Genomic DNA, 6,896 nt, shown 5'->3' with positions numbered 1-6,896 from the left:
GCTTGCCAGCGAATGGGCCACCACGGTCTATATCCTTAGCACAACAACAATACGTTCGATAATCGAACGCTATGGCGATTATCGGATTGTACGGCCCATGGCGCCGTCTTAATCTGAGTTCATACCGGTGCCGCCAAAAGGCGCCCCTGCAATCGCTCACCAGGAGTCCGCAATGGCTGAAATCCTCTCGCTCCACGATGCCGTGAAGCAGTTCGTCAACGACGGCGACAGTGTCGCCCTCGAAGGCTTCACGCACCTGATCCCGACGGCTGCAGGGCACGAAATCATTCGTCAGGGCAAAAAGGACCTGACCCTGGTGCGCATGACCCCCGACCTGATCTACGACCAACTGATCGGCGCTGGTTGCGCGCGCAAGCTGATCTTCTCGTGGGGCGGCAACCCGGGTGTCGGCTCGTTGCACCGCCTGCGTGACGCGGTCGAGAAGCAGTGGCCGCATGCGATGGAAATCGAAGAGCACAGCCACGCCGACCTGGCCAATGCCTACGTTGCCGGCGCCTCGGGCCTGCCGTTCGCGGTGCTGCGCGCCTACGCCGGCTCGGATTTGCCCAAGGTCAACCCGCTGATCAAGAGCGTGACCTGCCCGTTCACCGGCGAAGTGCTGGCCGCTGTGCCCTCGGTGCGCCCGGACGTCACGGTGATCCACGCGCAAAAAGCCGACCGCAAGGGCAACGTGCTGCTGTGGGGCATCCTCGGCGTGCAGAAGGAGGCCGCCCTGGCCGCCAAGCGCTGCATCGTCACCGTCGAAGAGATCGTCGATGACCTCAACGCGCCGATGAACGCCTGCGTGCTGCCCACCTGGGCCCTGTCGGCCGTGTGCCTGGTGCCGGGCGGCGCACACCCGTCGTATGCACATGGCTACTCCGAGCGTGACAACCGCTTCTACCAGGCCTGGACCCGATTGCCCGCAGCCGCGAAACCTTCACCGCCTGGATCGACGAATACATTCGCGGCACCGCCGACTTCCCTGCCTTCAAGGCAAAACTGGCCAGCGCTTCGGAGGCTGCACAATGAGCTACTCCACCAATGAAATGATGACCGTTGCCGCCGCACGCCGCCTGCGCAATGGCGCCGTGTGCTTCGTCGGCATCGGCCTGCCGTCCAAGGCGGCCAACCTGGCGCGCCTGACCTCGTCGCCGGACGTGGTGCTGATCTACGAGTCGGGCCCGATCGGTGCCAAGCCGAGCGTGCTGCCGCTGTCCATCGGTGACGGCGAACTGGCCGAGACCGCCGACACCGTGGTGCCGACCGGCGAGATCTTCCGCTACTGGCTGCAGGGCGGTCGCATCGACGTGGGCTTCCTCGGCGCCGCGCAGGTCGACCGCTTCGGCAACATCAACACCACCGTGGTCGGTGACTATCATCAGCCCAAGGTGCGCCTGCCGGGTGCCGGCGGTGCGCCGGAGATCGCCGGTTCGGCCAAGACCGTGCTGATCATCCTCAAGCAGTCGTCGCGGGCGTTCGTCGACAAGCTCGACTTCATCACCTCGGTCGGCCACGGCGAAGGCGGTGATTCGCGCAAACGCCTGGGCCTGCCAGGCGCTGGCCCGGTGGGCATCATCACCGACCTGTGCATCATGGAGCCGGAAGCAGACACCAATGAGTTCGTGGTCACCTCGATCCACCCGGGCGTGACCCGCGAGCAGATTGTCGCCGCCACTGGCTGGGCGATCCGCTTTGCCGACAGCGTCGAAACCACCGTGGCGCCGAGCGAGGTCGAACTGACTGCCCTGCGCGACCTTGAAGCGCGCACCGCGGCCGCCCACGGCCAGGCGCCGGGAGAAGCCTGATGCGTGACGTATTTATCTGCGACGCGATTCGTACCCCCATCGGCCGCTTCGGCGGTGCCCTGGCCGGCGTGCGTGCCGACGACCTGGCGGCGGTGCCGCTCAAGGCCCTGATCGAGCGCAACCCGAACGTGCAATGGGACCAGCTCGACGAAGTGTTCTTCGGCTGTGCCAACCAGGCCGGCGAAGACAACCGCAACGTCGCGCGCATGGCGCTGTTGCTGGCCGGCCTGCCCGACAGCGTGCCGGGCGTGACCCTCAACCGCCTGTGCGCTCGGGCATGGACGCGATCGGCACGGCGTTTCGCGCCATCGCCAGCGGCGAGATGGAGCTGGCGATCGCCGGCGGCGTCGAGTCGATGTCGCGTGCACCGTTGTGATGGGCAAGGCCGACAACGCCTATTCGCGCAACATGAAGCTGGAAGACACCACCATCGGCTGGCGCTTCATCAACCCCTTGATGAAAGCCCAGTACGGCGTGGATGCGATGCCGCAGACCGCCGACAACGTGGCCGATGATTACCAGGTGTCACGCGCCGATCAGGACGCCTTTGCCCTGCGCAGCCAGCAGCGTACCGCCAAGGCCCAGGCCGCTGGCTACTTCGCCGAAGAGATCGTGCCGGTACGCATCGCCCACAAGAAGGGCGAGACCGTGGTCGAGCAGGACGAGCACCCGCGTGCCGACACCACCCTTGAAGCCCTGACCCGCCTGAAGCCGGTCAACGGCCCGGACAAGACCGTCACCGCCGGCAACGCCTCGGGCGTCAACGACGGTGCCGCAGCGCTGATTCTGGCCTCGGCCGAGGCGGTGAAAAAACACGGCCTGACCCCGCGCGCCCGCGTGCTCGGCATGGCCAGCGCCGGTGTGGCGCCGCGGGTGATGGGCATCGGCCCGGTGCCGGCGGTACGCAAGCTGGTCGAGCGCCTGGGCCTGGCGGTCATCGATTTCGATGTGATCGAACTCAATGAAGCCTTTGCCAGCCAGGGCCTGGCCGTGCTGCGTGAACTCGGCCTTGCCGACGATGCGCCGCAGGTCAACCCCAACGGCGGCGCCATTGCCCTGGGTCACCCATTGGGCATGAGCGGTGCACGTCTGGTGCTCACCGCGCTGCACCAGTTGGAGAAATCCGGCGGGCGCAAAGGTCTTGCGACCATGTGTGTGGGGGTCGGCCAAGGCCTGGCCCTGGCCATCGAGCGCGTGTAATTCAATGACCCTGTTGCCACGGCCTCCACGCAAGGTCGGGGCAGCGGGGTGATTGTCTGTGGAACGTGAGTGTTACCGAGTGTGTCTAGACTTCAGACACCCTCTCAGAGTGAATTGCCATGACCTCAACCTATTACACCGGTGAAGAACGCAGCAAACGCATCTTCGCCATCGTCGGTGCCTCGTCGGGCAACCTGGTGGAATGGTTCGACTTTTACGTCTATGCCTTCTGTGCCATCTATTTCGCCCCGGCGTTCTTCCCCTCCGACGACCCCACCGTACAGTTGCTCAATACGGCCGGCGTATTTGCTGCCGGGTTCCTGATGCGGCCGATCGGCGGTTGGCTGTTCGGGCGTGTGGCTGACCGCCACGGGCGCAAGAACTCGATGATGATCTCGGTACTGATGATGTGCGCCGGCTCGCTGGTGATCGCCTGCCTGCCGACCTACGCCAGCATCGGTGCCTGGGCGCCGGCCTTGCTGCTGGCGGCACGCCTGTTCCAGGGGCTGTCGGTGGGGGGTGAATATGGCACCACCGCCACCTACATGAGTGAAGTGGCGCTGCGCGGTCAGCGCGGCTTCTTCGCCTCGTTCCAGTACGTGACCCTGATCGGCGGGCAACTGCTTGCGGTGCTGGTGGTGGTGATCCTGCAGCAGGTGCTCAGCGAAGATGAGCTGCGCGCCTGGGGCTGGCGCATTCCGTTCGTGGTGGGGGCGGTGGCAGCGGTGATCTCGCTGTTCCTGCGCCGCTCGCTGGAAGAGACCAGCAGCGCCGAAACCCGCAACGACAAGGACGCCGGCAGCCTCGGCGGGCTGTTTCGCCACCACAAGGCAGCGTTCATCACCGTGCTCGGCTACACCGCAGGTGGCTCGCTGATCTTCTACACCTTCACCACCTACATGCAGAAGTACCTGGTGAACACCGCCGGCATGAGCGCCAAGACGGCCAGCTTCATCATGACCGGGGCGCTGTTCCTGTACATGTGCATGCAGCCGCTGTTCGGCATGCTCTCGGACCGTATCGGCCGGCGCAACTCGATGCTCTGGTTCGGCGCGCTGGGCACGCTGTGCACGGTGCCGATCCTGCTCACGCTCAAGACCGTCACCAGCCCGTTCCTGGCCTTCGTGCTGATCACCCTGGCACTGGCCATCGTGAGCTTCTACACCTCGATCAGCGGGCTGGTCAAAGCCGAGATGTTCCCGCCGCAGGTGCGGGCGCTGGGTGTGGGCCTGGCCTATGCGGTGGCCAACGCGCTGTTCGGCGGTTCGGCCGAGTACGTGGCGCTGGGGCTCAAGTCGATCAACCTGGAAAATACCTTTTACTGGTACGTTACCGCGATGATGGCAATCGCCTTCCTGTTCAGCCTGCGCCTGCCCAGACAGGCGGCGTACCTGCACGATGATCATTGACAAGGAGCTGCGATGAACCCGCGTCCGGGCAATCAGCTGTTCGATGCCTACTTCACTGCACCGGCCATGCGCGAGGTCTTCTGTGACCGTGGCCGGGTGCAGGGCATGCTCGATTTCGAAGCGGCACTGGCGCGCGCCGAAGCTGCCGTGGGGCTTATCCCGCAGGTAGCGGTGGCGCCGATAGAGGCCGCCTGCCAGGCCGAGCGCTACGATTTCGCGGCGCTGGCCGACGCCATCGCGGTGGCCGGCAACTCGGCGATCCCGCTGGTCAAGGCGCTGGGCAAGGTGATTGCCAGCGGCGTGCCCGAGGCCGAACGCTTCGTGCACCTGGGCGCCACCAGCCAGGACGCCATGGACACCGGCTTGGTGCTGCAGCTGCGCGATGCCCTGGGCCTGATCGAGGCCGACCTGGCGCGCCTGGCCGACAGCCTGGCGCACCAGGCCTTGCGGTATGCCGATACACCACTGGCCGGGCGCACCTGGCTGCAACATGCCACGCCGGTGACCCTGGGCATGAAGATCGCCGGCTGGCTCGGCGCCTTGACCCGCCATCGCCAGCGCCTGCAGGCGCTCAAGCCGCGCTTGCTGTGCCTGCAGTTCGGCGGTGCCTCGGGCACCCTGGCGGCGCTGGGCAACAAGGCACTGCCGGTGGCCGAGGCGCTGGCCGAGCAGCTCGGCTTGAGCCTGCCCGAACAGCCCTGGCATACCCAGCGCGACCGCCTGGTGGAGTTCGCCTCGGTGCTGGGCATGCTTGCCGGCAGCCTGGGCAAGCTGGGGCGAGACGTGAGCTTGCTGATGCAGACCGAAGCGGCGGAGGTATTCGAGCCTTCGGCGCCGGGCAAGGGCGGCTCCTCGACCATGCCGCACAAGCGCAACCCGGTGGGCGCCGCGGTGCTGATCGGTGCCGCCACGCGCGTGCCGGGGCTGGTCTCGACGCTGTTTGCGGCCATGCCGCAGGAGCACGAGCGCAGCCTGGGCCTGTGGCATGCCGAATGGGAGACCTTGCCGGAGATCTGCTGCCTGGTGTCGGGCGCGTTGCGCCAGGCACAGGTCATTGCCGAGGGCCTGGAAGTGGACGCAGCGCGCATGCGCCGCAACCTCGACCTGACCCAGGGCCTGGTGCTGGCCGAGGCGGTCAGCATCGTGCTGGCCCAGCGTCTGGGCCGGGATACTGCGCATCATCTGCTGGAAACCTGCTGCAAGCGTGCGGTGGCCGAGCAGCGCCAGTTGCGCGACGTGCTGGGCGACGACCCGCAGGTGACGGCCGAGCTGTCGGCGGATGAACTCGACCGTTTGCTCGACCCGGCTCATTACCTCGGCCAGGCCCGCGTGTGGGTAGCGCGGGCGGTGGCTGAACACCAACAATTCAAGCGTTGAAGGAGGCTGTTGTGGCTAGCGTACAACTCGCTGATGGCGTACTGAACTACCAGCTCGACGGGCCCGAGGGCGCGCCGGTACTGGTGCTGTCCAACTCGCTGGGCACCGACCACAGAATGTGGGACACCCAGTTGCCGGCATTCGCCGCGCATTTTCGCGTGCTGCGTTACGACACACGCGGGCATGGTGACTCGCTGGTGACCGAAGGGCCGTACAGCATCGAGCAACTGGGGCGTGACGTATTGTCCTTGCTGGATGCGCTGAAGATCGAACGTGCACATTTCTGTGGCCTGTCCATGGGCGGCCTGATCGGTCAGTGGCTGGGTATCAATGCCGGCGAACGCCTTAACCGCCTGATCGTATGCAACACAGCGGCGAAGATCGGCACCCACGAGGGCTGGAATCCACGGATCGAAATGGTGTTGCGTGACGGCCAGGCCGCGATGGTCGGCTTGCGCGATGCGTCCATCGAGCGCTGGTTCACCCCGGCTTACGCGGCGGCCCACCCGGAGCAGGCCAAGCGTATTACCGACATGCTGGCGGCGACCTCGCCCGAAGGCTACGCCGCCAACTGCGGGGCGGTGCGTGATGCCGATTTGCGTGACCGGCTGGGCGAGATCAAGGTGCCGTTGCTGGTGATTTCCGGCAGCGCCGATGCGGTCACGCCGCCGTCGGGTGGGTTGTTCATTCAGGAGCATGTGCAGGGCGCGGAGTATGCCGAGTTCCACGCGGCGCACCTGTCCAACGTTGAAGTCGGCGAGCCGTTCAGCCGCCGTGTGCTCGATTTTCTGCTGGCCCGTTGAGGAGTAGGTTGTGGACGAGAAAGAACGTTACGAGGCCGGCATGCAGGTGCGTCGCGCGGTGCTGGGCGATGCCCATGTGGACCGCAGCCTGACCAACCTCACCGAGTTCAACGGCGAGTTCCAGGAAATGATCACCCGGCACGCCTGGGGTGATATCTGGACGCGTCCGGGCTTGCCGCGCCATACCCGCAGCCTGATCACCATCGCGATGCTGATCGGCATGAACCGCAACGACGAATTGAAGCTGCATTTGCGTGCGGCGGCGAACAACGGTGTGACCCGTGAAGAGATCAAGGAAG

Annotated in this window: 5 protein-coding genes and 2 pseudogenes; all 7 read left to right on the top strand. The window is 65.8% G+C overall.

The features are described from left to right. Positions 1-172: 172 nt before the first annotated feature. A pseudogene (locus G3436_RS12000) lies at positions 173-1,032 on the top strand (CoA transferase subunit A). Continuing rightward, on the top strand, positions 1,029-1,808 hold the full coding sequence (locus G3436_RS11995; protein ID WP_163945119.1) for a CoA-transferase subunit beta: 780 nt from the start codon (positions 1,029-1,031) through the stop codon (positions 1,806-1,808). The pseudogene G3436_RS12000 and the gene G3436_RS11995 overlap by 4 nt, the downstream one beginning before the upstream one ends. Beyond that, positions 1,805-3,008: pseudogene (gene pcaF / locus G3436_RS11990) on the top strand (3-oxoadipyl-CoA thiolase). Before G3436_RS11995 ends, pcaF begins: the two are co-directional and overlap by 4 nt. A 119-nt stretch (positions 3,009-3,127) precedes the next feature. Beyond that, entirely contained in the window at positions 3,128-4,417 is a 1,290-nt protein-coding gene (locus tag G3436_RS11985) for an MFS family transporter (protein WP_163945116.1), read from the top strand. 12 nt (positions 4,418-4,429) lie between these two features. After that, complete coding sequence (locus tag G3436_RS11980) at positions 4,430-5,794, top strand: 3-carboxy-cis,cis-muconate cycloisomerase (protein WP_163945113.1); 1,365 nt, start codon at positions 4,430-4,432, stop codon at positions 5,792-5,794. An 11-nt stretch (positions 5,795-5,805) separates the two neighbouring features. Then, on the top strand, positions 5,806-6,597 hold the full coding sequence (gene pcaD, locus G3436_RS11975) for a 3-oxoadipate enol-lactonase (RefSeq protein ID WP_163945111.1): 792 nt from the start codon (positions 5,806-5,808) through the stop codon (positions 6,595-6,597). Positions 6,598-6,607: 10 nt separating this feature from the next. Next, positions 6,608-6,896, top strand: a 289-nt coding sequence (locus tag G3436_RS11970) for a carboxymuconolactone decarboxylase family protein (protein ID WP_163945108.1), incomplete at its 3' end; no start/stop codon positions are given.

This window comes from Pseudomonas brassicae (assembly GCF_010671725.1).
In the GTDB taxonomy this organism is placed as follows: domain Bacteria; phylum Pseudomonadota; class Gammaproteobacteria; order Pseudomonadales; family Pseudomonadaceae; genus Aquipseudomonas; species Aquipseudomonas brassicae.
This window is presented reverse-complemented; position numbering and strand designations above follow the sequence as displayed.